The organism is Alistipes sp. DJF_B185, assembly GCF_964250025.1.
GTDB classification, from domain to species: Bacteria; Bacteroidota; Bacteroidia; order Bacteroidales; family Rikenellaceae; genus Alistipes; species Alistipes finegoldii.
The window spans coordinates 311,372-338,108 of record NZ_CAXUDY010000001.1; the positions used below are offsets into that span (position 1 = coordinate 311,372).

A 26,737-nucleotide genomic window follows, 5' to 3' on the forward strand; every position below is an offset into this window, starting at 1 on the left:
GATGAAAGTCAAGAGTTTTTTATTGACAGCTTTAGCTGCTTCAATGACGTTTGTTGCATGTGACAACAAAGACGATGAAATGGGACAGTTGGACAACACCCCAAAGAGTGTAAGCATTGACCTGTCTAATGTGATTCCAGTAACCAGAGGCGCCGGTCAAGAGGTAGAAGACAACTCAAAGGTTTCTTTGACAGATTTACAGGTATTCTTTACAGACGGAACTACCCTGTATAAAGGAAAAACAATCGAAGGAACTGAGGCAACCCACTACTTCAGCAATAAAAGTAATTTTGACGACCGCGCAGATAAGGTATTCCATTTTTTACCTGCTGAGGTGAACAAGGTAATCGTTGTAGGTAACAACGGTAGTCAAATAAATGCATCTACTTATGTAGATTTGAAAAAAGACCTGATAATCGCCGAACAGCAAAATCCGACTGATCTAGACCTTTATAAAGAAGTCGAGTTGACTTCTGTGTCCGGTCAAGACGAGGCAGGACACCCGCTTTACAAAGCGAAGGTAGTGCTTGAACCGCGTGTATCCAGAATTGAAATCGGTAAATTTGAGTATACAGCTCCTACTCAAGGTCAGCGTAAGTACAAGAGTATTGAAGTTCAGCAGGTCATGTTGAACAACTATTTCGGGAAAGCAGACCGTCAGGGAGGAACAGCCAGTGACATACAGAACTCCGATATTAACCCCGGTTCTATATTCGGCCTTTTCGAGACAGCTGCTGATGCGTGGTATAACGATGAATTTACCTCAACAGAGAGTCCTGCAACCACCTTGCCTTTGGTTACATTGGATGAAAATACACAGTATAAGCATTCCTACGAGAAAGGCAATGTCCGTCCTGCATACCACTTCTTTCCTAAAGATAATAATATTGGAAATACTAACCATCCTCAAGTTCTTGTAAAATTGATTGGTACAACAAATGAAGGAACTAAGGTTCCTCTTTACTTGGCTACCAGTACATTCACTCCTGCTGTTACAGCAGATTTCGCCAAGATTTACGTCATGAACTTTGCATTTAGCGATGAGGATTTGGATAATCCTCAAAAATGTGTGGAGGTAACTGTTGACGTCATGAGCTGGGATGTAGTTCCTGTCACACCTGAATTTTAATTGATAACCCGATAGGCAGGGCGAAAGTTCCGCCCTGTCTATCCTTTAACACTTCAATCACATATATATGAAATTGACGAATATTGTTTTCTGCCTGACGTTGCTCGCCGGAGCCGCCACATCCTGCATCCGTGAGGATCTGGACGACTGTCTGAGCACGAACACGCTGTTGCTCAGCTACAAGGGCGACGGCACCACGGAAATATTCCCCGACAAGATCTGCCGGGTGGAGATGTTCGTATTCGATGCAGAAAATCGATGCGTCAATTCGAGTATCTTACCAGAGGAACAGGTCAAGGACCGCACGGCTACGCTTCCCCCGCTCGCTGCCGGAGACTACCGGATTGTCTGCCTGGGGAACACCCACCACACGAAGGTCGATGGCATCGCCACGGGCGATTTCGGCCGGATGCTCTTTGCCGCCGGGGATTATTTCGACGAGAAACAGGTTGCCGGCAACGATTCACTTTACTATGCTACGACCTCTTATACCGTACTGCCTTACAGCGGTGATGAAGAGGCAAACCAGACCAAAACCATAGAGTTCGCCAGCTCTCACTACGATCTGTCGGTGGAAGTGGCCGGAGTTCCCGCCCCGGGAACCCGCGCAGGCTCGCTGCCTGTGCTTGAGATATGCGGAGTCTCGCCCTGTACCGATTTTGAGAATCGGGCCTGTGGGGAGGCAACCGACTATTTGCTTGAAACCGAATACGAAGCCGGAAAAGCGTTGCTCACGGCCCGTACCAACATAATGCGTCACAAGAACCACGAGAACGTGAACATCCGCCTGAGCGCCGCCCCGAACGGGGAACCGCTGGCCGAAGTCAACCTCGCCAGGTTCCTTGCCGACAATCCTATTATAGACTGTTCCAAACATGAAGTGCTCATCCCGATACGCATCGAGTTCAAGTCGGGAGAAATCACGGTAAGCGTACCCGAATGGTACATCGAACAAGTGAAACCTGAGTTTTAGACCGAACCGAAAAGAATATGCTGAATACAAGAAAAATATTATACTGGGCAGTTACAGCAGTGTGCTGTGGCCTGTTGCCGTGCGGGTGCGTCAAGGAAGATGCCGCATCGCTCGGGGAACGGCACGATGTGGCAGTGCGGCTCAACGTAGGGACATGCGCTGTCGGCGAAACCGACGGCACACCGACCGGCGAAGAATCGGCCATTCACTCGCTTCGTGTCTATGCCTTTGTAAAAGGACAACTGGCGGGCCACGAGTTCCGGAGCGGAGACATGGAGACTCCGGCTACATTCTGGATGGATCTGACGATGACTTCCCTGACTACCGAAACGGTAGACTTCTACATCATCGCGAACGAGAAGGCCATGAGTACCCCAGGTGCCGAGAAAACCTTTACGGAAAATACTACGGAAGCGGAACTAAATGATTTCACGTTTACCACGCTGACACGAGATGTCCAAGCCTACGGACTTCCAATGTTCGGCAAGGAATCCAAAACAATCGACTTCTCGAAACTTTCTAACCGTCAGCCGATCGACCCCGGCCATTCGGGGCATACACCGCTGGAAGATGTCTTGACGTTCCAACTGAAGCGTCCCATAGGCAAGTTGGGCGTGTTCGCGGCCAAAGAAGCAGGTGAGGCAGGAGAGCTGTGTGTAACGGACCTGACCTTGCTGGAAGCCGGAACGCGTGCGTATAATTACCTGATGCCACAGACCGACGAAACGCTGAAACTGGCAGGCGCCACTGGTACCGGCGAGTTTTCACTCGTCCCCTCTTCAGCACCGGTAACGAAGACGCTGGCCACGAATATCACGCCCGAAGAGAGGCAGAACCCCGAAAACTACACGCCTGTACTGGGGGCTCCTTTTTATCCTTTCGAGAACCCTTGGGGCAGCGATTCGTGGAACACACCGGGTGATGAGCATGGAAACATCCTCAAAATCGGCTACACGTTCGACAGCGAGCCGCGCGAAGGTCTGGTCTATATGCCACGCATTGAAAGGAACAAGTATTATGCGGTATGCTGCCTGATGCACAACAGCGGCAAGATAACTGTCGCATACGATGTGGCCGACTGGGAGGACGGTGGAGATTATCAGTTGGAGTTCGATTACCCTTCCTATGAACTGCTGCAACCTTTCGGTGGAGGGACCGCCCCCTACGCGCAGCCGACGGTTTACTACAATGGCGGCGCATCATCGACAGCGGGAACCTACTCTTTTAGGTTCACCATCACAGGTCCTGTGAGACAGGAATGGCAGCCCACGCTGTTTGATGCCACAGCCGCAGACTATGAACTGACGGTATATCAAAACGTGGATGGTGTCAACACACTCGTGACACCGCCTTATGTGGCTTCCGATACAGCGTACGAAATCCGGGTAAGGGCACTGAAAGGCGAGAACGTGGACAAGCAGTTCTCGTTGGGCATCGCCTATACCCCGAAGTGGGATCCTTCGGGAAGCTCGCTCCTGCTGATCAACATGCAGAGCGGAGCCACGAACTGGACAGGAAGCGAGAGCACCGAGAAGATTGTAATCAAACAGGTTGACATACCTACAAACTAACAAGCGATGAGACGGATTATATACAATATGATGATTTGTTGTGCGGCGGCATGGCTTCTTGCCGCTTGCAGCAAAGATGACGATCTCCCCGGCGGGCAGACAGGAGGTAACGGCAACAGCATTATCCTCGACATCTCGTCGGGAGCGTTGCCGGTGAGTCGTGCTACCGTACCGGCCGAAGGGGCGGAGGTCGCAGTGAGCCATATCGACGTGCTGATTTTCAACGATACCGACGAGAAAACGAAGGTGTGGAGCGACCGGGTGAACGCGTCAGCCAATGAAACGGGACGGATTACACTGCCCGTAAAACGGTCGTCTTTTACGGAAAATGAGAGGTATTGGGTGTATCTGATCGCCAACAGCACCCACCCGGAAAAGGATTTTGAAAACCTCGCGAACCTGAACGCCTTGAAGGCGATGACGCAGGAGGACGAGAACATTCACCTGACAGGGAAAGACATTGAAGGTGTCCCGGGAACATTCCTCATGGACGGCATAGCCTATCCCGAAGGGAACGATGAACCGGCGGTTGCTGCTCCGGTCGTCCTCTACGACGGCTCGCAAGGGAATGACACGCGGCTGGCGGTCACGCTGCGCAGGGCAGCGGCAAAAGTCGTGGTGACCATCAACAAAGGCCAAGACGTGACTTTTGATTCCAAAGGCATAGGTTACTACCTGCGCAATATGCCCTATACCACATCGGTAGTGGCGGGTGCGGACGGTGCGGCAAAGCTGAGGAATACCGCCCAGACCTCCGGCGGCTATCTTGAGTGGACGGCGAACAAAATTACCGTAACGGCTTACATGTATGCCCATGCTTGGGACAATGGAAGTTCCATGGAGCAGGAAGTGCGCCTGGTGATGAACATTCCCCTGACTTACCAGAAGGATACCGACCCGCAACTGCGTCCCGATAACTACTACCAGATTCCTGTCTGTAACGGCAAGGCCCTGAACCGCAACACCTGCTACAGGGTAACGGCAACGGTCAATGCCCCCGGAGCGGAAAATCCCTCCACACCGGTGCAGTTGACGGATTTGAAATATACCGTGGAGAATTGGATAGACGAGACGGTAAATGTCGGAGGCGGGGACCGCCCGACTTTCCTTGTGCTCAACCGGTACGACCTGGAAATGCACAACAAGGAGGACGACCGCACCAGCCTGATCTTCACCTCCTCGTCGGAAGTGACGGCACAGATTACCCGGGTTTACTATATAGACAAGTTCGGAAGGGAACAGAACTTGGAGAAAAGATACCCCGATAATCCAAACGATAACGAATGGGGAGTGAGTACCGGATACAGATGGCGCAGCCATGGCAACATCCTCATTACTCCCGACAAGGGGCTCAACGGCAAGCTGGATGTACACAGCGACCTCCCCAGGAACAATACGATACGTTATATCGAAGTCCGGGTAACAAATGAGGACGGCAACGAACGTACCGTAACCATTGAGCAGTATCCGTTGGAATATATCACGAATATCCAGGGGTGGTACTCGTACCGCGATGATTTCAAGAATTCAGATCCTAACCCGACTACCTATGAATATGTAGGTGATAAAATTACCGGAATCGCCCTTGCCACCAGAAATATCTCCAGTTGGAACGGAGAATATAGATACCTAACGGGGACAGATGGTTTATTTGGAGGTCCTCCGGACGGATTCTTCGTTTCAAAAGTAGCAAAATTGAGGAATGATGGAAGCGGACAGTCTGATTTATATGAATACTATTACACATCAAACTCAAACAGACTTCGGGAATCCCGCTATAGCGAAATTAACGGCAGAATGTACACCATTGTATTGACAGGGACATCCAGTGAATATACTCTTGGCCGTCCACGTATGGTCCAGGATACATACCATCCGGAACTTATGGTTACGGATCCGGGACAGGACAATGCCCAATTGGTCTCGCCGTCATTCATGATAGGTTCCTGTGTAGGCGAATTCCAAGTTGGAGGAGGAAACCTGAAGCTGGACGGGAGTGACAACAGTGTCCGCGTTGCACGCGAGCACTGCGCGCATTATGTAGAAACGTATAAAGACCCGAAAACCGATAGGACGGTTACCTTGGATGACTGGCGCCTGCCCACAGAAGCCGAACTTAAAATCATTTTTAAATTCCAGGGCTCGAAAGACCAGGATGCAGACGCCATAGACTACCGCTTGAACGGACAGTACTATTACAGCGCAAGCGGAAGATTTTATAATGAGAAATACACCGTTAGCGGTACCGGAGTGGCCTGTGTACGCGATGCCTACGGTAAAAAGGAATAAACGTAGAAACCTGTCAAAAAGAAACGAAATATGATAAAGGAAATAATAGACAAGCTTGTCGCCCTGCTTGCGGTATCGGCCCTGCTCGCTTCGTGCAGCGAAAGCGAGTTGTGGCAGAATCCGCAGACCGAGGCACGCGACGGCTACATCATGCTGAATTTCAAGACGGAAATTCCTGCGATGCAGGAAGTCGTCACCCGTGCGGTAGACCCTGACGGTGGCGGAGTGCAAGATATGACACTTTTCTGCTTTGACAGTTACGGGCTTTTCATCTCTACCGTCAAGGCCGGTGTCACGGTGCAGAAGCCCGGCCCGGGGGAGATGGAGGGCACATTCAAGGCTGAGGTGCCCGAAAATACCCGGACCATCCATTTCCTGGCCAACCAGAATATGGATGAATTCAAGGAGGACAGTTTCCGCAACAAGTCGGAGTCCGAGGTCATGGCAGTGTTGGAGGGCTCGTCCGGACGCATGATCTATTGGGGCCGTTTCGCCTGCGATGCAGGAAACGACAGCAATATAGCCGAACAGATGGCCACCTCGGGCAATTCCGTCAAACTGATCCGCAACCACGCGAGAATCTCCGTCGACAACCCGGACAATAACGGGCATATCGTGATTACGGGCTTTGCGGTCTGCAACACCAACGCTTTCGGAACGGTGGCCCCGCACCACCCGAAGAAAGGCTTTGATTTCACGTGGCCTTCCAGCGACGACCCCTTCGTCACGCTTCCCGTGAACGATGCCAAGATGAGCGATATTACGGACGTGACATCCAGCATGAACCAGTATGTCTTCGAGTGCGAGAACAGTGCCGATGCCCCTGTCAGCGTAATTCTTCGGGGACATCTTCCGGATCAGGACGAAGAGAAATACTACCGTGTCCTGCTGGTTGACGACAAGGGCGAGCAGCTCCTCGTGCGCCGGAACCACCATTACAAGCTTCACATCGAGGGCGCGCTATCTTTCGGTCAGGCCTCCTTTGCCGAGGCGTTGGAAGCGGCAGCCACGAACAACGTATGGATTTCCATTTCCGATGAAGTGAACGAGGTGGAAGATACGGACTATATCCTGACAGTAGAGAAGACTTTTGTCGTACTGGACGAGAGCTTTACGGAAAACGGAGGCAGCTACACGCTCAATTATACCATTAAAGGAAAAAATGACAAAGCCATCACCGAAGCCGATGCCGCAACGGTCTCCTGGATAGACAACGGGGTGGCGACGCAGACATTCGAGACGAAATTCGAGGTCGTGAACGGTGTCGGACAGGGACATATCCAGATACACCTGCTTCGTTTGGAAAATAACGAGAAACTGGAAGGTACGCTGCTTGTCAAGAAGGGACGGCTGCAACGCAAAATCAAGGTCATCACGATCAGGAAGCAGTCTTTCGTGCCTGCATGGGTCGGGACGGAAATATACGGTAATTTAGGGAACGGTGCCAACAAGAACAACCGTGCCCATGTTACGGCCATGTTCACCATACCCGAAAGCTGTCCCAAGGAGCTGTTCCCGATGAATGTGTACCTTTCCGTTGGCGATCTGGATATCCGCAACGCTTCGGGCATGGAACTGCCCGTGGTGCGCGAGGCGGACAATGACTGGTACAGCAGCGGTGAAATCTCTTCCGTCTATCAAGGCAAAGAGCCGGATTACAAATTTGTCTACACGGCCGATGGTCCCGGCGTCCAGCGTGTCTATTTCGAGAACATATTGAATCAGGAAAACGGCTACGAGGGCACGCTCTATATCGAAGCCGAATATTTCGAAACGATGCGGCGCAAGTTCAAATACTCCACCAATCTCGTATCCATCACGGTGCAGGGACTGAACAAATACGATGCCGTAGGCTCGGGCGTACAAGATGAAGTGATATACTATCGTCTGGTTCCACAGAAAAAAGGAGCCAACGTGCAGTTTGACATGCTGCTGGCAGAGAGGTCCGACAATGATCAAGGGACAGGGAACGACAATCCTGCCAATGCGCAAGGCAAAGACGAATTCCTGCTCTACTCGCAATACCTGGATTATTACGAGGACGGTGAGGAACCCGATGCCGGAGTGACTGCATTCGATTGCAAATTCTATCCCGATGAATCGAACAATTGGTGGCAGACCAACAATCCCCAAGGTGGCCGTATGCTGATGTTCAAACCGAGAACTGAAGTTTTGAGCAGCCCGTCGCAAGGTACCGGAAGATATTCCATCTACATGAAGACCAACCGTGCCCGGAGCGCCGAGGTGATCCACATCGCCTCCAACGACAACCGGCTCGGACCGGTATTGCCGGAAGATGCAAACGAGGATAATCCCGGTATATATGGCGGCCGATCATACCGCAGTACGACTTTCGAGCTGGTCAACTACACCCCGTTCCGGTTCGGAGCCCGCGTGAAGTACGGCAACAACGACTGGCAGGGAGAGGCCGACGAGCCTGACCGCACGGTAGCATCCGGTGCCATACCGGCAGACATACCGGAAAAAGTCACCCCGTTGGAATGGACATATCAACCCGACCAGCGGGTGGATATCGGCATCGATGTGACGAGCTTTGCCGGTTTTGACAACAAGTCGGTGGATCCTTTCGGCCAAGCGTTCGAAATCTATATCGACGCGCCTATGCTGAAAATCGATGCCGGCCGTCTTGCGGAAAACAGACTGGACGGAACCAAACTGAAAGCGCATCCCACGATTCCCGGGCGTTTTGTCTATACCGTGGATGCCAAGCGGGAGACGGAACGGCGATATGGTACGGATGATATTGCTAACACGGACAATATTGCCTCCAGTCAGCGTGGGGAACGCAAGACCCTGCCGTTCCTTGTGAATAGCGTCGTAAGTGCCGGGGACATCGTGATTTCGTCCGATGAAAGCCGGGTAGTGTATTATTCCAAGACTTTCCGTGTGTCGAACCAATCGATTGCCGGGACGCTTCAATATAAAAATACCGCCGGCGTGGTGCAAAACATACCGAAGGATGCTTTCGTATCCTTCGAGCGTACCCGCAACGGAAGCCGTATCGGGTCGGTAAGCGTAACAGCCGACGGCCAGTACGAACTTCGGCTTCGCAAGGAATATGAGTTTAACTGGTACACGGACGAGGTGGAACTGCATTACACAGGTGACGGAGGCATGGTTTATCATGCGACATACCCGAGCCTGTCCAGCCTGTTTGCCAGTCCGCACATCGTACTTGAACCGTCTGCCGGCGAATGAGATTTTCCGAACCGGTATATGCAACGGCACCGGACGTTTCCACATCCGGCGCCTTTTTAACAACATAAGATATGAAGATGCTGAATCATACTTTTTTCGCCTGTCTTTTGGGCATGAGTCTCGTTTCCTGTTCACATGCCCAACAGCAGAAAACCAAGGAATTCCGTCTGCCCGACGTGCCTGTCACGCTGACGGCGCCTGAAGACAGGGCGGCGTACTTGTCCCTGCATTACTGGGACCACTTCGATTTTGCCGATACGTCGCTCATCTCCCGTCCTGAAATCACCGAGCAGGCCTTTGTCGATTTCCTCGGCATCCTGCCCTATACCGACCGGGCACAGGCTGCCATCGATACTCTTTTCCGCCGCGCCGCAACCGGACAGGAGATGCTGTATCACTTCATCGGGCTGAGTGACAAGTACCTCTACGAGCCCAATTCGCCCATGCATGACGAGGAACTGCATATCCTCGTATTGCGGGCACTGCTGGACAACCCCTGCCTGTCCGATACGGACAAGATACGTCCCCGCTACCTGTTGGAAATAGCCATGAAGAACCGTCCGGGAGACGTGGCGGCGGATTTCACCGTCACTTGCCGGGACGGCAGGCGCAGGCAGCTCTCCGGCATAAAGGCCGACTACGTGCTGGTTTACTTCAACGACCCCGATTGCGAGGACTGCCGCCGGGTGAAGGAATTGCTCACCCTGTCCCCGGTTGTGAACGACCTGTTGGAGTCCGGCCGTCTGAAACTCCTCTCCGTGTGTGTGGAGGGCAAGACCCCCGCGTGGGAAAAGGCGGAATTTCCCGCCGGTTGGATAGATGGTTATGATGCCGATCAGCGGCTTACCCGCGAACAGGTGTACGACCTCAAGGCGATGCCCACCCTTTACCTGCTCGATGCGGAAAAACGGGTGATACTCAAGGACGCTTCGTTCGAGCAGGTGGAAGAACGGTTGTCCTGAAAGATGCCTCATGAAAGCCTATGAAGACATCCGGAAAAGACAGTAAGGAGAGCAACCGTTTCAGGGGCATCAGGCCGGAGACGGAGGAGAAATACCGCCGAGCGATCGAGATGTACGCTTCCACGGAGCTTTCCGGCTGTGAGATATGCCGTATCTGCGAAGTGACAGAATCGGGTTTCCGGTGTTACCTGACCAAGTACCACCGTGAACTCGTGCTGGCCCGTTACGCTATACTGTGCAGCAAAGAAGAGGCCGGGCAGATTAAGTTGGGACAGCTCCGGGGACAGTTGCCCGCTACCCGTGTCAAATACAAGGATACCATCGAGGCGTGCGGGAGCATGGAGCATATCGGATTGCACGTAAATTCGGGTTGGAAGGCACGAATCTGGGCAGGCAGCCGTGTACGCACTACCCCGAGATAATCGAATGGCGCGAGAAGGTGCGCGATTGGCTGGGTATCGGTGACGGGCTGCCGCGCGGCACGCGCCGCTCCTGCAAGGAATAGTATGCTGAGGCCGTCAGGCTCTTGCAGGGTAACTCGTATGTCACGGTGCCGGAGGTTGCCGACTCCTGCGGGCTTTCCTATACCGGACTGGAACAGCACCTGTTGTTCTACCATAAGGATCTGGTGAAGCGGCGCATCAGGATACGCAAGAAGGCTCTCCGACGGCAGCGGAAAGGGGAAATCACCGGTCGGGGTACCGTGCACGCCCCCTCTCCGGAGTTGGTGGAGAAGTATGCCGAAGCGGTGCATCTGTATGCCACGACACCCATGTCGGCCGCACGGATAGCCGGGAAGACGGGAGTGTCGAAGAAGGGATTCTACGAGCACCTGCAAAGGTGGCATCTGGACCTGGTATGCAGGCGGAAGAATATCCCCTACGAGGAAGGGCGGCTAGTGGACTGGTCTAAAGTCCGGAAATACAACCCCGCGACAAAGGCCAAATATGCCGAAGCCATCCGCCGGCTGAAAGAAAGCGGGCTGCCGACGGCACAGGTCGCCGCCGAGTTCGGGCTGCAACCCGAAGCGTTCCGCAGCTACCTGAAGGAACACGAGCCGGAACTGTATGCCCGGAAGGGAATGGTCAGGACGGATACGGGCGGCGCGGTGTCCCGCCGCAGCATGGAGAAATACAGCGAGGCCATGCACCTGTACGGCACGACAACCGAAAGCGTGAAGTCGTTGGCCAGGCGGTTCGGGTTCAACGACTGCTCGTTCGGGCAGTTCATCAGAAGGAATTTCCCCGAACTGGTCGAAAAGCACAACGAAATCGTCCAGAAAAAAGGAAAACAAAATAAATAACCGGCTTTCGTATGCCGCTCCGTTGCGGAAGATAAGCTGTCATAGACAGTCTGACAAAATTCAATTAGGATACCTACTATCAAAATGATTTGCAGGATTATCCGATTCTGTCATTTTTCAATACACTCTCTCTAATAATCATCAAGGTTAGATGGACATTCATCGCATTTTTTTTCTGTCTTTTAATCCTAAGTGTTGCATAATATCGGATAACGATTTAGGTTCAACGCAGCTGACAATCTTATTCAATCGACTATCAACTTTTGGGGAACCCCCAAGCATCATGGACATTTTTTAATATCCGGTTGCGATAAATACAGATAAATACTACATCTTCTCTCAAAATACTGTTATTGGGGACCCAGCATTATACCTTGATTTATAAAAACAAGGAATCTATATACCAATTTACTGTCAACCAACTTTCTTCCAACTTCGCCATACTTTCTCTATAAACAGATAGAGTTAAGTTACTTACTATCTGTTGGGGAAAACAAAAATTTTTTCTCTGTTTATAGAGGAAATAAGCAATTAAATGCGGGTAAAAGAAAACTTGCTCCTTATCTACAGAACGTAGCCCATTTGAAACCCGTTTAGACTTACTTAGCATGAAGTGACAAAAATTTGGCATGAAAACAAGTATCCTCGTCATGCGCTGTAAAGTGGTACATAATATATAGTATGAAAACGTCTAATTATTGGGAAGTGTATGACCGATAAGTTCAGACTAACAATAATGAAGCAAAAAAGGTTTTGTTACAAATAAGTCTGAGTGTAAGTTATAGAGAGATTGTTCGACAAAAATTCCGTTCTCTCCATAAGAGAAGTATTTGGGATACAAAATTATACAATTCACTGAAAATAACAATATAAAAATGATATAATTTTCAACCGAGTGCCTCATTTCAAACAGATGTTATAGGTTTTACTCAACAGTTGTTAAGTGAATCGTCTTCCAAGCAAATAAAACAAATATTGTTTACTAGCTGATTACAACCAATTTTATATTCAAATACTTCTCTTATGGAGAGAAGTAGCAGAAGATGGAGCCGGAAACGGCTTCAGAGATTTTGTGCATGTGTGAGATAACGGAATCTTTTATGGTGTAAACATGAACAGATATACTGACATGGGAAGTTATTCTCCAGCTTTTGAAAAGAATGTTTGTAACTGCTTGATATGTAGTATAATTTACAATCTTGCAGGATTAGAAGAATTGTCCTAAATCCAAAATATGGCTACTTCGGAAGGTGAAAAACAGACATGCTGGTACGTGATGCGCGACCTTAAACGGGCCAATGCCAAGTTGCCCGCATACAAGCAACTGTTGAACGAGCATTTCGAGGTGTTCACTCCCATGAAAGAGCAGTTGAGTGTTCATGGCGGCAAACGGACTCGGGAAGAAGTTCCCTTTATCCAGGATTTGCTTTTTGTTCATGATACCCAGGAAGCTATTGATCCGTTTGTGGAAAAGTATCCCACGATACAGTATCGTTTCCAGAAGGGAGGTGGTTACAAAAATCCGATGACTGTCGCTGATGCGGACATGGAGCGGTTCATACATGCTGTAAGTGTGTCGAAAAATCCGAAATATTATCTTCCTGGCGAATTGACACCCTCTATGTGCGGACGGCACATCCGTATTGTAGGCGGTCCTTTGGACGGTTATGAAGGAAAATTGCTGACTGTACGCGGGTCGAAAACGAAACGTCTGTTAGTGGAGCTGCCCGAGTTCTTTTCCGTAGGGGTGGAAGTCAATCCCGAATATATCAGGCTATTATAAAATAATGATATGTAAGCCCGACTCTATTTTGGATGATATATGGTCCAAAGTTAAAGCGGTGTGCATTGATTATGACCTGCCGGACGAGCTGCGGATATTAAAGGTTATGCTCCGGAACAAGATGAGTACTGGTTTCTGTTATCTGTTTTGACAAATGCATCTGTACAGAACAGCCCGGCGCATGTTACAATGAGGATAAAACCTGCATTTCTGGCTTTGTAAAATTGAATATACGCTAATTCCCGACAACGGATGAAACATTTTTGAAAGTAATGAATGGTTACAATTCCGGAACTGAGCCTTGCTGGATGCCATTGATGGAACTCATCGAAACATGCCTGTTCGACATCATTCACACAGAAGATACAACCGGACGATTCATTCGTCTGTATGGAGCAGGTGACTATTGGCACGCATTCGAAGAATCCGCCTACCAATTGAGTCAGCTGTTCGTGACACACGATGTAACTGTACTCAGGCATAAAGTTTACCCATTTCCCGTTTTAATGGTCAGCATCTCGGATGACGAACTCCAGGCTTACGGCAAAAATCACATCTTCAGAAAGAAAGTATCAGGGTACAGGGAACTTGTTGGGATAGGAATCTCGATGAAGCGGTACAAGGAATGGCACAAAAAAGAGGTGATGAAATTCTCTTCTCTTCCATGACTTTGCACAAGTAAAGAACAAATTCTGACATAATATGATTTTTTGGATAGTTAATTGCAGTATTGCATTCCTGATCTGTGTGTTCTGTGCGGGTATCATCATTCCCCAGATTTTGTTGATCGCTTTCCGCAAGCGGTTATTCGACCTTCCCGACGAACGGAAGATTCATCATTGTGCCGTGCCCCGGTTGGGCGGCATCGCATTCAAGCCGGTAGTGTTTTTCACCGTAGCCTTGTTGCTGGGGATCAATATGGTTATGGGGCATTCGGAGATGTTGTCCGAAATCGAGAACGATGTTCGGCCCTTGGCTTTCGCCTTCTGCTCCATCATGGTTCTGTATCTGGTTGGCATGGCCGATGACTTGATCGGCATCCGTTATCGAGCCAAGTTCGTTATCCAGATTCTGTGCGGCATGATGCTTATCGCCGGTGGTATATATATCGATAACCTGTACGGCATTCTAGGCATTCATTCGGTTCCATTATGGCTGGGGTATCCTCTGACCATTCTGTTCGTGGTCTTCATCATCAATGCCATCAACCTGATCGATGGCATTGACGGACTGGCTTCCGGGCTATGCAGTATTGCCTGTTTGCTTTATGGGTTGACTTTTCTTATGTTTCACCAGTATATATATGCCATGCTGGCGTTCGCCACATTAGGGGTGTTAGTGCCGTTCTTTTATTACAATGTTTTCGGGAATGCCGAGCACGGAAAAAAGATTTTCATGGGTGACACAGGCAGCCTGACCGTTGGCATGATGCTCTGTCTTCTCAGTCTCAAGTTGACTATGTGTGGGACAGATGATAATACGGTACATATAAATCCGATGGTGCTGGCATTCTCCCCGCTGCTGATTCCTTGCTGTGATGTGGTCCGGGTTTATCTGCATCGGGTACGCAACGGAAAGAACCCGTTCTTGCCGGATAAGAACCATATCCACCATAAACTACTTGCTGTCGGAATGCAGCAGCGAAGTGTCATGATTATCGTCATATCCGTATCGACCGTATTCATACTGTTTAATATTCTTCTCTCCCTTTATCTGAATGTAAACTGGATCGTACTAGTCGATATCCTGATATGGACTTTCACCAATATCCGACTGACGAAACGTATCGGACAGCTTCAGTCGAGACAGGCAACCAACAAATAAAAATCAATGAAATATGAAAATCAGATACATTTTACTCTTATTGACCGTGGCTTCCCTGCTAGGATCATGTGCCGCGCCGAAAGTCGCTTATTTTACGGACCTGAAACCGGGTATGGCAGAGCAGGTTCTTAATCCATTGGAAATCAGGGTACGTCCCGAAGACAAGATTTCCATATTGGTCAACAGCAAAGACCCTTTGTTGATGGACCTTTTCAACCTTCCGATTATATCCCGACAAATCGGTATAAGATCAGAAGCATCCAACAATCAAGGAATGTCAGGATACACGATAAACAAGGATGGAAATATCGATTTTCCCGTGCTGGGGCATATCCATGTGGCGGGAATGACACGCGAGGAGATTGCCTTGTGCATAAAAGAAGAGTTGATCTCGAAAAACCTCGTAAAAGATCCGGTAGTAACAGTGGAATTCATGAACCTGACCGTTTCCGTGTTGGGTGAGGTCGCCAACCCCGGACGTTTCAATATCGACAAGGACAGGCTGACGCTCCTGGACGCTTTAAGCATGGCCGGGGACCTTACCGTCTACGGGAAACGGGAGAACGTGCTGGTACAGCGGGAGGAAAACGGCAAAAAGACCCTGTACCGGGTCAATCTGAATTCGGGATATGACCTTTATGCTTCTCCCGTGTACTACCTGCAACAGAACGATATTGTTTATGTCGAACCTAACTCGGTCAGGGCAAGACAATCGACAGTCAATGGGAACAACGTGCGGTCTACCTCTTTTTGGTTATCGTTGGCCTCGCTGCTGACCACCATTACCGTGTTGATCGTGAAATAAATATAGAATCTGATATGGCCGTAAATCAAAAGAATACAAAACCGGGACAGCCGGATGATTTCCTGCGGATACAGGATCTGTTGTACCTGTGCCTCGCGAGGTGGAAGTGGTTCGTCCTGTCTTTGGCGATAACGACAGGTGTTGCTGCTGTCTATCTGCTGTGTACCCCTGCCGTATATACACGCACTGCTTCGGTGTTGATCAAGGAGGATTCCAAAGGCAAGTCGGTTTCCCCGGATCTGGAATCCTTTTCGGAGTTTGGGTTGTTCCAGTCCAGCACCAATGTAAATAACGAACTCATCACCTTTCAGTCGCCGGCTTTAATGACCGAGGTAGTTAAACGATTTCGTTTGGATATGAATTACTTCGTTCCGGGGAAATTCCACCGTCAGGTGGCCTATGGACTGACATTACCAGTGGATGTAACGATAAGTGACTTTCCTGAAAACGAATCGGCTGGGTTTACATTGGAAGTACAGCCAGACAGCACATTACTCTTATCCGACTTTACACGTAACGGGACGGAGCTCGACGGAAAGGATATAAAGGGCCGCTTGCTCGACTCCATCACTACGCCATTAGGGAAAATCATTATCCATGCAACCCCCAATTATGTGAAAGGCGAGACATACACATTGTATGTAGGTAAATCCAGTTTGTATGATGCTGTAAACTCCTGCTCGTCCAATCTGTCCGTTTCATTGAATAATGAGAAAGCGTCAGTTATCGACCTGTCATTCAGGGATAATTCTGTACAACGGGCGGAGGATGTATTGAGCATGTTGATTTCCGTTTATAATGAGAACTGGGTGAAGGACAAGAACCAGATCGCTATCAGCACCTCGATGTTCATCAACGAGCGTTTGGGCGTAATCGAACAGGAACTGGGCAACGTGGACGAGGACATTTCATCCTACAAGTCCGAACATCTGTTACCCGACGTGCAGGCGGCTTCGAGCATGTATATGGCGCAGAGCAGCCAGACGAATGCGCAGATTCTGGCTTTGAACAACCAGCTCTACATGACCCGCTACATCCGGAACTATTTGTCCAATGACGCCAACCGTACCCAACTGCTTCCGGCCAATTCCGGCATTGAAAGCGCCAATATTGAATCGCAGATTGCCGAATACAACAAACAACTGTTGCAGCGCAACAGCCTGGTTGCGAACAGTAGTACGGAAAATCCGCTGGTCGTTGATATGGATCAGGCCCTGGCATCCATGCGTGGGGCGATAATCAGGTCTATCGACAATCAGATAGTAACCTTGAATTCGCAGATAAAAAGTTTGCGGCAGACGGAGCAACAGACAACATCACGTATAGCAGCTAACCCTACACAAGCCAAATACCTGCTCTCGGTGGAACGCCAGCAGAAGGTAAAGGAGGCTCTTTATTTGTTCTTACTGCAAAAGCGTGAGGAGAACGAACTCTCACAGGCATTTACGGCCTACAATACCCGTATTGTTGCCCCGCCCCACGGTAGCATGTTGCCGATGTCACCCGTGCGCAAAAACATCTTAATGGTCGCGTGTGCTTTGGGACTGCTTATTCCGGTAGTCATTATCTTTATATGTGAGAACATGAATACCCGTGTACGGGGAAGAAAAGATCTGGAAAGCGTAACCGTACCGTTCATCGGTGAAATTCCGCTGTTCACAAGAAAGAAGAAAGGAATATTCAGAAAGAAACCACAGGAAGTCAGGGCCATTGTTGTCAAGGAGGGCAGCCGTGACATCATCAACGAGGCATTCCGTGTATTGCGTACCAACTTGGAGTTCATGACTGGCAAGGATAAGGCATCGAATGTCATCATCGTGACCTCGTTCAATCCGGGCAGCGGCAAGTCGTTCCTGACCATGAATATCGCCGTGAGCTTTGCCATTAAAGGGAAGAAAGTGTTGGTAATCGACGGTGACCTGCGTCACGGCTCTGCGTCATCCTATATCGACTCTCCTACCAAGGGGTTGAGCGACTATCTTGGCGGCAGGATTGACAATCTCAATGAAATAATTGTCACCAATCCGAAACAGAAATATCTGGACATCCTTCCTGTCGGCACCATACCTCCCAACCCCACCGAACTGTTGTTCGACGACCGGCTGAAACAGGTAATAGATACCGTAAGGGAACAATACGAATATGTGCTGATTGACTGTCCGCCCATCGAACTGGTGGCCGACACGCAGATAATCGAGAAGCTGGCTGACCGTACTATTTTCGTGGTTCGTGCAGGATTGCTTGAACTGAGTATGCTTGCTGAACTGGAGAAAATCTACGGGGAGAAAAAATACAAGAACATGTCCCTGATCCTGAATGGAACCGAGGGAAGCGGTGGTCGCTACGGATACCGTTATGGCTATCGGTATGGTTATCACTATGGTTACGGTTCGGAATATCACTATGGTTCCGATGAAAAATATATAGAGTAAATCGTTGATTATCAAGCAATTAAATACGGAGTAAGAATGTAAATTTGATTTCCCTATTGTTTCACTAAAAATCACAACTATGGCACAGAACGATTTTACAGAAGACAAAGCGACCTTATTCGGTGCGGGTATGGTTACTGTAGGTGTATTTGGTAAAACAGCATTGATTACCAAAGGAGTCGGAGTGGTTGCCGCAACAAAAGCCGGAGTATTGGCTGGTGGATTTATCTGTCCTCCTGCGGCTATCTGTATCGGTTTAGCTTGTGTTGGGGCCGGGTTGATAAATCATTTCGGCAAGCGAAACTGGTGGTGAAGTTTATCACCGGGACAATCAATTCATTCCCGGATTCCGCATATATGTCATGTGGAATCGGGAATGATTAAAAAGTTTTATGTCATTATATGTGGTTTTTTAAAAAAAGGGAAAAACAAAATATAATAAAGCTAATCGGTTTTACAGACTATCATTCGCATATTCTTCCGGGCGTGGATGACGGTGTACAAACGATGGACGAATCTTTGGAAATTCTACGTTTGTATGAGGAGCAAGGGATCAAATCCGTATGGCTCACACCGCACATCATGGAAGACATTCCCAATACGACTGCCCATCTTCGCGACCGTTTTGCAGAATTGCAGGCTGCTTACACAGGTGGCGTACAACTGCACCTTGCAGCGGAAAACATGCTTGACAATCTCTTTGAGGAACGGCTGGGAAAGAATGACCTGCTACCTTTAGGCGAGAATGGCGACCACCTGCTGGTGGAAACCTCTTATTTCAGTCCTCCGATGGGCTTGAAAAATATCCTGCTTCGCATCAAATCTAAAGGATACCACCCTGTTCTCGCCCATCCGGAGCGTTATGCTTATATGGATGAATCGGATTACCGACAGCTAAAAGACATGGGTGTGAAATTCCAGATTAATCTTCCATCAATAGCGGGTATGTATGGCAACCGGATTAAGAAAAAGGCCATGTTTCTTATGAGAGAACAGGCTATTGCTTATATAGGGACAGATATTCACAGTTACAGTATATTTCAAAAGTTCATTTGTACAAGCGTTACAAGAAACGTACAAAAACTGCTTGATTTATAGTCAAGATTATTGCGGCTATGGATAGCCAAGCTATAACAAAAATTCCTATTAATAAACAACAAGATGACAAGCGGAGAAAAGGCTCTTTATCATTCCATTATAGAGCAGTTAAAAGATAAGGAACTTTCCGATAGCCAAAAAGACAATTTTGTGAAAAAGCTGGATGAACTGTTCAAAAGTATGAATGACCAATCAAAAGAATTTCAATTAAACTCAATTTTATGAAAGCATGTTTTATGGGCTTGGGCTATATCGGATTGCCTACAGCCATTATCGCAGCAAAGCACGGAGTACAGGTAACGGGTGTTGACATCAACCCCAAAGTTGTAGAGCTGACCAATCAAGGTAAGCTCCACATCATTGAACCGGGGATGGAAGAAATGCTGCAAGAAGTTGTGAAAAACGGGACATTGCACGCAAGCACGAAGCCGGAGACAAGTGACGCTTACTTTATGGTTGTTCCCACCCCGTTCAAAGGTAATCATGAGCCTGATATTTCGTATGTAGAGGCGGCAACTCGTGCTGTACTTCCTTTTCTCAAGGAAGGTGACTTATATGTAATTGAAAGCACATCACCCGTTGGTACGACTGATAAAATGCGTGACTTAATTTTCGCTGAGCGTCCTGAATTGGAAGGTAAAATTTATATCGCCTATTGCCCCGAGCGTGTACTTCCGGGCAATGTGATTTATGAGTTGGTACATAACGACCGTGTCATTGGCGGTATGAACGAAGAAAGTACAACAAAAGCAATCGAGTTCTACTCGCAGTTCGTACAGGGGACGCTGCATCGGACTAATTGCAAGACCGCTGAAATGTGCAAACTGACTGAGAACAGCAGTCGTGACGTGCAGATAGCTTTTGCCAATGAACTTTCATTGATTTGCGACAAGGCAGGGATTAATGTTTGGGAACTTATCAGGCTTGCCAACAAACATCCGCGCGTAAATATCCTGCAACCTGGCTGTGGAGTCGGAGGTCATTGTATTGCTATCGATCCATATTTCATTACAGCGGATTTTCCGGTTGAAAGTCGCATAATTTCTACAGCACGCGAAATCAACAATTATAAATCGTTCTATTGTGCTGAAAAAGTAAAGAACGCCATGTTTGAATTTGAACTGAAAAATCACTGTAAGCCTGTGGTAGCAATGATGGGGTTGGCATTCAAACCGGACATTGACGATTTGCGTGAATCTCCAGCAAAATATATCACAACTAAAGTAATGCAAGGATGTAATAATGCCAACATTTTAGTGGTAGAGCCAAATGTGAAAGAACATAACGTGTTCAAGTTGACAGACTATAAAGAGGCTTATGACAAAGCCGATATTGTTGTGTTCCTTACAGCCCATACACCTTTCAAAGAACTACCGTGGAAAGATGATAAAGTGATACTTGATTTCTGTGGAATATTTAAGCAATAGAGGTAGACAATCATTAAGTTTACCAAGACTTACCCTCCCAATAAACGTACACATATACTGATTGCAGATTTACAGAAAATCTATTGCTTTAAGAAGATGACATTAAGCCAAGTTTTCAAATCAAGATTGTTGTCAAATATTTGGAATCAGTTTCTCCTTTATGGTTTCAGTAGCATTATACCAATTCTACTAATTCCATATTTGTTGAACGTTATAGGAGTAGAAAAATACGGTCTTGTAAATTTTGCCATTATATTTAGCTTTTACTTTCAGATATTCAATGAGTTCGGTTTCGATTTATCTAATGTCAGGCATGTCGTCAATAATAGAGACAATCAAGAAAAATTGGGAAGGATAGTTTCTTCTATTCTGCAATGTAAGTTTTTTCTCATACTCTGTTCTCTATTTGTTTATATTTTAGTTGTAGGGTTGATTCCTTCACTAAGGAATGAACTCACGCTTTATATATTAGCCTTTATTCGTTTGATAGGGGTTGTCATTGCTCCCTATTGGCTTTTCCGTTCAATGGAGGACATTAAATATATAACACGTATCAGCGTGCCAATAAAGCTATTATGTATATTGCCTATTTTTTTAATCGTTAAGTCTACTGATGATTATGCATTGGTGATGTTGTGCTATGCTCTTGAAACATTTGTTTCAGGTATTGTCGCTTTATTCATTGCCCAAAAAAGATACGGGATCAAACTTCAAATAGTCTCGGCACAAGAAGTGAAATTTTATCTTAAGGATAGTATTCCGTTTTTCTCATCAACTTTTTTGATGAGAGCCTATAAAACAATGAATACCTTAGTGCTTGGCTTTATTCTTGGAGATTTTGCAGTCGGATTATATACAGCTGCGGAAAAACTTCATAATGCGTATTCATCATTTGTTTCTCCGCTTTTATCTCAGATATTTTACCCATATTTCACAAGGATAAAAAATATGGGTAGAGCGACTAAGATGGTATTGCTTTTATGTATTGCCAATACAATCGCTTTAGCTTGTATATATTTCTTATCACCGTATCTTATACCGATTTTTATTAAGACTGAAACAGCAAGTATAACCACGTATTTCAACCTATTCTTGCTTTTATTGGCGATTAGTGTGCCAGCTGACATGTTCGGTTTCCCTTATTTGGGCGTACTTGGAAAAATCAATGAGGTAAATATGACAACCATTTATTCTGCAATCATATACATCATTGTTGTCCTTGTCTTGATTCTTACTCACAGTATTAGCATAGGAAGTGTTATTTGGGCTTTGATTATAGCGAACGTGGGATGTTTGGTTTTGCGCCTATATTTAGCCAATAAAGTAAGAGTTGGTAATGTTGATAAACAATAGGATATACAATATAGATACTAATTCTCGACATTGGGCTATTTCTTTAGCCTTAATTGTAATCTTGTCTGTAATAATGACATTTATTCCTTTTGTAGGACTGTGTTTGTCATTAATGTTTTTCAGACAAAGGTTTGCCCCCATTCTATTTATTATCTTTTCTTTCTATTTTGGTTGGTTTTATGAGCCACAAATGGATTTGTTGGTTCATTATGAGCATTTTCATCGTATTGCCGACAAATCATTGGTTGAGCAATGGATGGACTCTGGAACATCAAAATATGGCAAAGAAATATATCCTGTATTATTTAAATATTTCATTGGTTTAATTGCTGATAACCGGAATTTTTTCTCTGCTTGTGCGTGTGTGGTATATACTTCTCTATTTATATTTGGAGTCGTAAAACCACTCCAGCCATTATATATGCAGAAAATGTCAATTCCTGCATGGCTACTCTTCCTGGGAGTGATTTTTACTGTAGAATACTATTGGTTTCTCGGTTTTCGCTTTTGGAGCGGAGCATTTGTTTTTACTGGCTTCTATTTGAGATACCTTAATTCAGGAGCCGTTAAGTACCTTTGGTTATCTGCGTTATGTATTTGTTTTCACTATTCACTACTCGCCTTATGTGTCGCGGCTGTATTAAACCTACTCTTGCGATATAGGTTTAAAGTGTACTATTTAATTCTTATCGTATCATTCATCGTTCGCTTTGCGAAAATCGCGTTTGTCACTAATATCGCACAATTTGGCATATTTGAAAACTACGTCAAAGAGAGCGTTAGGAATCAAAATATCATACAGTCTGTTGGAAAGTATGCAGAGGAAATACGCGAGTATGGTAATCAGTTCTATTTGCTTCGTGAAACAATTGCCGTTTTCGGTGTCTTGGCTGTGATCTATATACTATATAAAAAAATAGGGAAAGAATTTTGGGAGCAGAATGTCAAATTCTGGGGGTTCTGTATTCTCCTATTGTCTTTTGCCAATTTCGGATATGTCAGTTTGACTTTTTATGATAGATTCTTCAAACTTGCCGTGCTATTCTTATATGTTTTTACATATATGTGGGTTATGGATATTCAATCCAAATTGAGTTTTAAGTCCCAGCTACTAATAACTATGGTTACAATTATACCGGTATTGTATTTCATTGTTACACCATTAGTTGAACAGAGGCACATGTTGTTCCAACTAAACTTATGGTTTAGTAATCTATGTTCATGATGAAAAATTTTGTAATCTGAATTTCTCATCGTGCTGATGTATGGTCTATGGATAGCTACCAATACGAACAACCAAAAAGGCATAACATCAGAAAACGAAAATAGATTAACCGTTGATGTTCAATGTTCTTAATTATTTTAATCATATCAATTGAAACACTAACAATGAGGGTATTAATAACTGTTCCCACTAAATCCGGATATGGAGGAGTAACTAATTATTATTTAGGGATTAAAGAGTATTGGAAAGAAAATATTGAATATTTTTATTTCGGTCGTAAGCCTTGGCGTAATATATTTTATCCATTTTTAATTATCCGTTTTATAATCCGATTGATTTGCTTTAAACCTGATATAGTACTACTTAACCCATCGCTTGGAGATAAAGCCTTAAAACGAGATTTTATATATTTAAACATTTGCCGATTTTTCAGAAAGAAAACATCCGTATTTATTCATGGTTTCAATTTCGAGTATGCTAAAAATGCAGATTGGAAATGGATAAGTGCCAATTTGAATAAGGCCTTGTGTATTTTTGTGTTATCCCAAGATTTCAAGAATGAATTGATAAGGAGGGGGATAAAATCTGATATACATCTAACTTCGACAAAAGTACCCGATTATTTTATTTCAGGTTTTGACCTTTCGATGAGACAAGGAAAAGCCGAAAACATTATGTATAGCGGGCGAATAGAAAAGGCCAAGGGTGTATATGAAACAGTCGATACATTTTCAATACTTAAGTCACAATACAAGGATCTGACATTGACCTTTGTCGGTGATGGCTCAGAACTTCCTATGTTGAAACAATATGTTGAGAATAAGAAAATAAAGGATGTCCGTTTTACTGGAGAGTTACGTGGGGAAGATTTTAAAAAGGAATACATTAACGCCGATATGTATTTGTTTCTAAGTTATACGGAAGGTATGCCAACTGTGGTTTTGGAAGCAATGATTTTCGGACTCCCTATTTTTACCAGAAAAGTGGGTGGCCTAATAGATTTCTTTGAAAATGGAAAGATGGGATATATATCAAGTTCGTTAGATCCGGCAGTTTTTGCAGAAGCAATGAAACCATATATCGAGAATCCTGCTAAAATGAGGAGTGTATCAATATATAATTCCGAATATGCGAAAACCCATTTTGTTGCATCCGTTGTTGTCCGAAAATTTGAAAATACACTAAAGAAATATATTGAGCTATGAATATTCTGAGAATCAAGAAGCTAATATTTTTACACCTCCAACATCTACCCATGAAATCAAGGGCATGGAGACCATTAGTTTGCAAATGGGGTGGAGTGCAGATAATCAGCCCCAAAAGAACGTTTATCGGTGAGGGCGTCATATTTGACACAAATTATCCACAAGATATTTTTATCGAAGAAGGTGTTCGTTTGACATCGGGGGTGAAAATAGTAACACATTTCATGAATCCTAATACTGGAAGTTACGACAGGGGGAAGGTTCATATCTGCAAAGGCGCCTATCTCGGAATGAATACTTTGGTGGTAAAACCTGTAACAATTGGAGAGCGAGCTATAATTGGAGCAGGTTCTGTTGTGACCAAAGATATACCAGCCAATGAAGTTTGGGCAGGAAATCCCGCAAAATTTATAAGAAAACGGTAGGATTAATTCATATGGACATTATATCATTCTATAGGGTAGAACGTTGGCTATTTGAACGCCATATTCCGGTTTTGCCCAAAATCGTACAACTATTGATTTTTCTCATTTTCAATTCAAAAATAACCGCTGATTCAAAAATAGGAAAAGGGTCATACTGTGTGTGCAAAGGGATTAGCACTGTCTTAATACCGGGAACAGAAATCGGAGAAAATTGCGTATTAGGATTGCGATTTTCTACTGTACGGCAGTTTCCATATAAAGAAGTTCCTTGTCTAAAGAATAATGTTTGGGTGGGACCTAATGTTATTATTGCTGGCCCTGTTGTAATAGAAGATGATGTGGTAATCGCTGGAAATTCATTTGTCAACCGAAGTGTTCCCAAAGGTGCTATTGTAGCAGGATGTCCGGCAAAGATTATTGGCTGGAGAAAGAATCTTGATTATGCGATTGAGACAAACCCAAAGTATAAAGATGGCCGTATGCCATTCTTGACAAAATGAATAACACCAATGAATGATATTGCAGATGCTTTTTATAAGCTAAAAATTTATTGTGAGACTGAACATTTCAAGGGTTGGGATCCGTATGATGGTCTCAACTCTAAAATTTTTCAGGCAATTCCGCTGCTGAAAAAGTCTGTATTGTGCAGATTGATGGTCATACAAGGTTTCAAGCGTTGCCCTTTCAATATGAGACGGATGGCTTTCGTTCCGAAAGAGTATAACGCAAAAGGTATCGGGCTGTTCTTGTCCGGATATTGCAATCTGTATAAAGTTGTGGAAAATCATCCGCAATTATCCGAAAAAATGGGAACGTTGGAGATGATAAAGGCTCGGATTGAAGAATTGGCAGAGTTGCTTATATCCTTACAATCTAAAGGCTACAGCGGTGCTTGCTGGGGGTATAACTTCGATTGGCAGGCACGCCGTCTGTTTCTTTTTCCCAAATTCACGCCCACAGTAGTTGCTACAAATTTCTGTGCCACGGCACTGATGCAGGCATATGAAATAACTAGGAACAAACACTATTTGGAGATTGCATTAAGTGCAGCGGATTTTGTAATAAAAGATTTGCATCGCACGCCGTATAATGGTGGCTTTCTCTTTTCTTATAGTCCGTTAGAGGGTAATGACACTGTGTTCAATGCTTCGCTGCTCGGTTCTCGATTGTTGAGTTATTGTTTTTATTATACACAACAGGAGGAATACAAAAGACTAGCGGAGCTATCCATTAAAGCCTGTTGTTCCGGGCAACGGGAAGACGGGGCTTGGGTATATGGAATGCTCCCCGTACAGAATTGGGTAGACAGCTTTCATACAGGATATAATTTAGATGCGCTGATCGCTTATCAAGAGTTGACAGAGGATCATGCTTTCAATGGTTACATCGAAAAAGGTTTCGACTACTATGTCAATCATTTTTTCGAAGCGGACGGAACTCCTAAATATTATGATAACCGAATGTATCCTATTGACATCCATTGTCCAGGGCAGCTATTGATAACATTGACCCGCCTACATAAGATGAAAAAATATGAGGAACTTGCCAAAAAAGTATTGCAATGGACAATCCGAAATATGCAAGATAAAAAGGGGTATTTCTACTACCAATTAAAACCTGGCATCAGTTCTAAAATCTCGTATATGCGATGGAGTAATGCATTTATGTTTAATGCAATGTCGCATTATTTACTCGCAATATAAAATTTCCAACA

Annotated in this window: 23 protein-coding genes; all 23 read left to right on the forward strand. The window is 45.9% G+C overall.

The genetic code is table 11. The features are described from left to right. Nucleotide 1 precedes the first annotated feature (1 nt). Entirely contained in the window at nucleotides 2-1,129 is a 1,128-nt protein-coding gene (locus ACESTR_RS01570) for a hypothetical protein (protein ID WP_004293543.1), read from the forward strand. Nucleotides 1,130-1,196: 67 nt separating this feature from the next. Continuing rightward, nucleotides 1,197-2,102 carry a FimB/Mfa2 family fimbrial subunit gene (locus ACESTR_RS01575; protein ID WP_004293542.1) on the forward strand — a complete coding sequence of 302 codons (906 nt, stop codon included), beginning with the start codon at nucleotides 1,197-1,199 and terminating at the stop codon, nucleotides 2,100-2,102. A 17-nt stretch (nucleotides 2,103-2,119) separates the two neighbouring features. Next, complete coding sequence (locus ACESTR_RS01580) at nucleotides 2,120-3,673, forward strand: fimbrial protein (protein ID WP_004303989.1); 1,554 nt, start codon at nucleotides 2,120-2,122, stop codon at nucleotides 3,671-3,673. A 6-nt stretch (nucleotides 3,674-3,679) separates the two neighbouring features. Further along, nucleotides 3,680-5,962: a fimbrial protein gene (locus tag ACESTR_RS01585; RefSeq protein ID WP_004303990.1), complete on the forward strand. Its 2,283-nt coding sequence runs from the start codon at nucleotides 3,680-3,682 to the stop codon at nucleotides 5,960-5,962. Between the two features lie 30 nt (nucleotides 5,963-5,992). After that, on the forward strand, nucleotides 5,993-9,181 hold the full coding sequence (locus ACESTR_RS01590; protein WP_178285253.1) for a hypothetical protein: 3,189 nt from the start codon (nucleotides 5,993-5,995) through the stop codon (nucleotides 9,179-9,181). 71 nt (nucleotides 9,182-9,252) lie between these two features. Beyond that, nucleotides 9,253-10,143: a DUF5106 domain-containing protein gene (locus ACESTR_RS01595; RefSeq protein ID WP_004293538.1), complete on the forward strand. Its 891-nt coding sequence runs from the start codon at nucleotides 9,253-9,255 to the stop codon at nucleotides 10,141-10,143. Nucleotides 10,144-10,163: 20 nt separating this feature from the next. Continuing rightward, nucleotides 10,164-10,565, forward strand: a complete 402-nt coding sequence (locus tag ACESTR_RS01600) for a hypothetical protein (protein ID WP_004293537.1) — start codon at nucleotides 10,164-10,166, stop codon at nucleotides 10,563-10,565. Between the two features lie 128 nt (nucleotides 10,566-10,693). Next, nucleotides 10,694-11,446, forward strand: coding sequence for a hypothetical protein (locus tag ACESTR_RS01605; protein WP_004303991.1), 753 nt, complete (start codon nucleotides 10,694-10,696; stop codon nucleotides 11,444-11,446). Between the two features lie 1,234 nt (nucleotides 11,447-12,680). Then, on the forward strand, nucleotides 12,681-13,229 hold the full coding sequence (locus tag ACESTR_RS01610) for a UpxY family transcription antiterminator (protein WP_004293535.1): 549 nt from the start codon (nucleotides 12,681-12,683) through the stop codon (nucleotides 13,227-13,229). A 272-nt stretch (nucleotides 13,230-13,501) separates the two neighbouring features. Beyond that, nucleotides 13,502-13,897 (forward strand): hypothetical protein, encoded by a 396-nt coding sequence (locus ACESTR_RS01615; RefSeq protein ID WP_004293534.1) that lies wholly within the window; start codon nucleotides 13,502-13,504, stop codon nucleotides 13,895-13,897. Between the two features lie 34 nt (nucleotides 13,898-13,931). Beyond that, nucleotides 13,932-15,053, forward strand: coding sequence for an MraY family glycosyltransferase (locus ACESTR_RS01620; RefSeq protein WP_004293533.1), 1,122 nt, complete (start codon nucleotides 13,932-13,934; stop codon nucleotides 15,051-15,053). Nucleotides 15,054-15,066: 13 nt separating this feature from the next. Next, nucleotides 15,067-15,858, forward strand: a complete 792-nt coding sequence (locus tag ACESTR_RS01625; RefSeq protein ID WP_004293532.1) for a polysaccharide biosynthesis/export family protein — start codon at nucleotides 15,067-15,069, stop codon at nucleotides 15,856-15,858. Nucleotides 15,859-15,872: 14 nt separating this feature from the next. Beyond that, the gene (locus ACESTR_RS01630; protein ID WP_004293531.1) at nucleotides 15,873-18,290 is read left to right on the forward strand and encodes a GumC family protein; all 2,418 of its coding nucleotides are present in this window, start codon (nucleotides 15,873-15,875) and stop codon (nucleotides 18,288-18,290) included. A gap of 79 nt (nucleotides 18,291-18,369) precedes the next feature. Further along, a complete protein-coding gene (locus ACESTR_RS01635) occupies nucleotides 18,370-18,603 on the forward strand; it encodes a hypothetical protein (protein WP_004293530.1) in 234 nt (77 codons plus the stop codon). An 89-nt stretch (nucleotides 18,604-18,692) separates the two neighbouring features. Next, nucleotides 18,693-19,388 carry a tyrosine-protein phosphatase gene (locus ACESTR_RS01640; RefSeq protein ID WP_004293529.1) on the forward strand — a complete coding sequence of 232 codons (696 nt, stop codon included), beginning with the start codon at nucleotides 18,693-18,695 and terminating at the stop codon, nucleotides 19,386-19,388. Nucleotides 19,389-19,451: 63 nt separating this feature from the next. Next, on the forward strand, nucleotides 19,452-19,613 hold the full coding sequence (locus ACESTR_RS01645) for a hypothetical protein (RefSeq protein WP_004293528.1): 162 nt from the start codon (nucleotides 19,452-19,454) through the stop codon (nucleotides 19,611-19,613). After that, nucleotides 19,610-20,815 (forward strand): UDP-N-acetyl-D-mannosamine dehydrogenase, encoded by a 1,206-nt coding sequence (gene wecC / locus ACESTR_RS01650; protein WP_004293527.1) that lies wholly within the window; start codon nucleotides 19,610-19,612, stop codon nucleotides 20,813-20,815. The genes ACESTR_RS01645 and wecC overlap by 4 nt, the downstream gene beginning before the upstream one ends. A gap of 96 nt (nucleotides 20,816-20,911) precedes the next feature. Then, nucleotides 20,912-22,168, forward strand: a complete 1,257-nt coding sequence (locus tag ACESTR_RS01655) for an oligosaccharide flippase family protein (protein WP_004303994.1) — start codon at nucleotides 20,912-20,914, stop codon at nucleotides 22,166-22,168. 73 nt (nucleotides 22,169-22,241) lie between these two features. Further along, nucleotides 22,242-23,393 (forward strand): EpsG family protein, encoded by a 1,152-nt coding sequence (locus ACESTR_RS01660; RefSeq protein WP_227043624.1) that lies wholly within the window; start codon nucleotides 22,242-22,244, stop codon nucleotides 23,391-23,393. A gap of 122 nt (nucleotides 23,394-23,515) precedes the next feature. Next, nucleotides 23,516-24,598, forward strand: a complete 1,083-nt coding sequence (locus tag ACESTR_RS01665) for a glycosyltransferase family 4 protein (RefSeq protein ID WP_004293524.1) — start codon at nucleotides 23,516-23,518, stop codon at nucleotides 24,596-24,598. Continuing rightward, a complete protein-coding gene (locus ACESTR_RS01670; protein ID WP_004303995.1) occupies nucleotides 24,595-25,023 on the forward strand; it encodes an acyltransferase in 429 nt (142 codons plus the stop codon). Before ACESTR_RS01665 ends, ACESTR_RS01670 begins: the two co-directional genes overlap by 4 nt. 11 nt (nucleotides 25,024-25,034) lie before the next feature. Further along, complete coding sequence (locus ACESTR_RS01675) at nucleotides 25,035-25,523, forward strand: serine O-acetyltransferase (protein WP_004293522.1); 489 nt, start codon at nucleotides 25,035-25,037, stop codon at nucleotides 25,521-25,523. A gap of 9 nt (nucleotides 25,524-25,532) precedes the next feature. Continuing rightward, nucleotides 25,533-26,726, forward strand: coding sequence for a glycoside hydrolase family 88 protein (locus ACESTR_RS01680; RefSeq protein ID WP_004293521.1), 1,194 nt, complete (start codon nucleotides 25,533-25,535; stop codon nucleotides 26,724-26,726). Nucleotides 26,727-26,737: the final 11 nt, after the last annotated feature.

Bases quoted from the DNA above. Each gene is read 5' to 3' on its own strand.
- ACESTR_RS01570 (WP_004293543.1), top strand. From the start codon at position 2: ATGAAAGTCAAGAGTTTTTTATTGACAGCTTTAGCTGCTTCAATGACG.
- ACESTR_RS01575 (WP_004293542.1), top strand. From the start codon at position 1,197: ATGAAATTGACGAATATTGTTTTCTGCCTGACGTTGCTCGCCGGAGCC.
- ACESTR_RS01580 (WP_004303989.1), top strand. From the start codon at position 2,120: ATGCTGAATACAAGAAAAATATTATACTGGGCAGTTACAGCAGTGTGC.
- ACESTR_RS01585 (WP_004303990.1), top strand. From the start codon at position 3,680: ATGAGACGGATTATATACAATATGATGATTTGTTGTGCGGCGGCATGG.
- ACESTR_RS01590 (WP_178285253.1), top strand. From the start codon at position 5,993: ATGATAAAGGAAATAATAGACAAGCTTGTCGCCCTGCTTGCGGTATCG.
- ACESTR_RS01595 (WP_004293538.1), top strand. From the start codon at position 9,253: ATGAAGATGCTGAATCATACTTTTTTCGCCTGTCTTTTGGGCATGAGT.
- ACESTR_RS01600 (WP_004293537.1), top strand. From the start codon at position 10,164: ATGAAGACATCCGGAAAAGACAGTAAGGAGAGCAACCGTTTCAGGGGC.
- ACESTR_RS01610 (WP_004293535.1), top strand. From the start codon at position 12,681: ATGGCTACTTCGGAAGGTGAAAAACAGACATGCTGGTACGTGATGCGC.
- ACESTR_RS01615 (WP_004293534.1), top strand. From the start codon at position 13,502: ATGAATGGTTACAATTCCGGAACTGAGCCTTGCTGGATGCCATTGATG.
- ACESTR_RS01620 (WP_004293533.1), top strand. From the start codon at position 13,932: ATGATTTTTTGGATAGTTAATTGCAGTATTGCATTCCTGATCTGTGTG.
- ACESTR_RS01625 (WP_004293532.1), top strand. From the start codon at position 15,067: ATGAAAATCAGATACATTTTACTCTTATTGACCGTGGCTTCCCTGCTA.
- ACESTR_RS01630 (WP_004293531.1), top strand. From the start codon at position 15,873: ATGGCCGTAAATCAAAAGAATACAAAACCGGGACAGCCGGATGATTTC.
- ACESTR_RS01635 (WP_004293530.1), top strand. From the start codon at position 18,370: ATGGCACAGAACGATTTTACAGAAGACAAAGCGACCTTATTCGGTGCG.
- ACESTR_RS01640 (WP_004293529.1), top strand. From the start codon at position 18,693: ATGTGGTTTTTTAAAAAAAGGGAAAAACAAAATATAATAAAGCTAATC.
- ACESTR_RS01645 (WP_004293528.1), top strand. From the start codon at position 19,452: ATGACAAGCGGAGAAAAGGCTCTTTATCATTCCATTATAGAGCAGTTA.
- wecC (WP_004293527.1), top strand. From the start codon at position 19,610: ATGAAAGCATGTTTTATGGGCTTGGGCTATATCGGATTGCCTACAGCC.
- ACESTR_RS01655 (WP_004303994.1), top strand. From the start codon at position 20,912: ATGACATTAAGCCAAGTTTTCAAATCAAGATTGTTGTCAAATATTTGG.
- ACESTR_RS01660 (WP_227043624.1), top strand. From the start codon at position 22,242: ATGACATTTATTCCTTTTGTAGGACTGTGTTTGTCATTAATGTTTTTC.
- ACESTR_RS01665 (WP_004293524.1), top strand. From the start codon at position 23,516: ATGTTCTTAATTATTTTAATCATATCAATTGAAACACTAACAATGAGG.
- ACESTR_RS01670 (WP_004303995.1), top strand. From the start codon at position 24,595: ATGAATATTCTGAGAATCAAGAAGCTAATATTTTTACACCTCCAACAT.
- ACESTR_RS01675 (WP_004293522.1), top strand. From the start codon at position 25,035: ATGGACATTATATCATTCTATAGGGTAGAACGTTGGCTATTTGAACGC.
- ACESTR_RS01680 (WP_004293521.1), top strand. From the start codon at position 25,533: ATGAATGATATTGCAGATGCTTTTTATAAGCTAAAAATTTATTGTGAG.